Origin of the sequence: Reyranella soli (assembly GCF_007992495.1) — a bacterium.
GTDB lineage: Bacteria > Pseudomonadota > Alphaproteobacteria > Reyranellales > Reyranellaceae > Reyranella > Reyranella soli.
Genome location: NZ_BKAJ01000380.1, coordinates 1 through 935, shown reverse-complemented (window position 1 = coordinate 935; position 935 = coordinate 1). Strand labels below are relative to the sequence as shown.

Annotated in this window: 1 pseudogene; it reads right to left on the bottom strand. The window is 64.6% G+C overall.

The window, feature by feature from the left end:
- Positions 1-935: pseudogene (locus tag RSO01_RS46880) on the bottom strand (IS3 family transposase); the annotation flags it as partial.

Genomic DNA, 935 nt, shown 5'->3' with positions numbered 1-935 from the left:
AATGAGGACGCACGGTGTTGTAGTCCCGCCGCCATTCCTCGAGTGAGATGCGTACTTGGGCGAGCGAGGTGAACAGCGTCTCGTTCAAGAACTCGTCGCGCAGGCGGCCATTGAAGCTCTCGATGAAGGCGTTCTGTACGGGCTTGCCTAGAGCAATGTAGTGCCAGTCGATGCCGGTCTGGCCGGTCCAAGCCAGGATGGCGTTGCTGGTCAGCTCCGTGCCGTTGTCGCTGCCGATCGCCCTGGGCTTGCCGTGGGCAGCGATCAGCAAGTCGAGCTCGCGCGCCACCCTCTTGCCCGACAGCGAGAAGTCGGCGATCGCGGCCAGGCAGCGCCGCGTGCACACGTCGTAGATCACCAGAATGCGGAACCGTCGCCCGCTGACCAGCTGATCGGAGACGAAGTCCAGCGCCCACAGATCGTTCGGCAGGGACGGTACCGGCATCGGTGCGCGCGGGCCCAACGCTCGCTTGCGGCCGCCCCGTTTGCGCACCATCAGCCGTTCCTCGCGATAGAGGCGGGAACAGCCGCTTGTGGTTTACCACAAAGCCCTCGCGGCGCAGGAAAATCAGCAAGCGGCGGTAGCCGAAGCGGCGACGTTCCCGGGCCAGCGCCACAAGCCGATCTCGCAGCCTGGGATCGTCGGGCCGACGCCGGTGATAGCGCACTGTCATGCGCTGGCAGCCGATCACCCGGCACGCCCGCCGCTCGCTCATCTCATGGACGCTCTTGAGGTGAGCCACGGCCTCTCGCTTGGCAGCGGGCGTCACCATTTTTTTGTCAGCAGATCCTTCAACGCCGCATTGTCCAGCATGGCATCCGCCAGCAGCTTCTTCAGCCTGCCGTTCTCGCTCTCCAGCGCCTTCAGCCGCTTCGCCTCCGACACCTCCAACCCACCGTACTTGCTCTTCCAGTTGTAGAACGTCGGCTCGCTG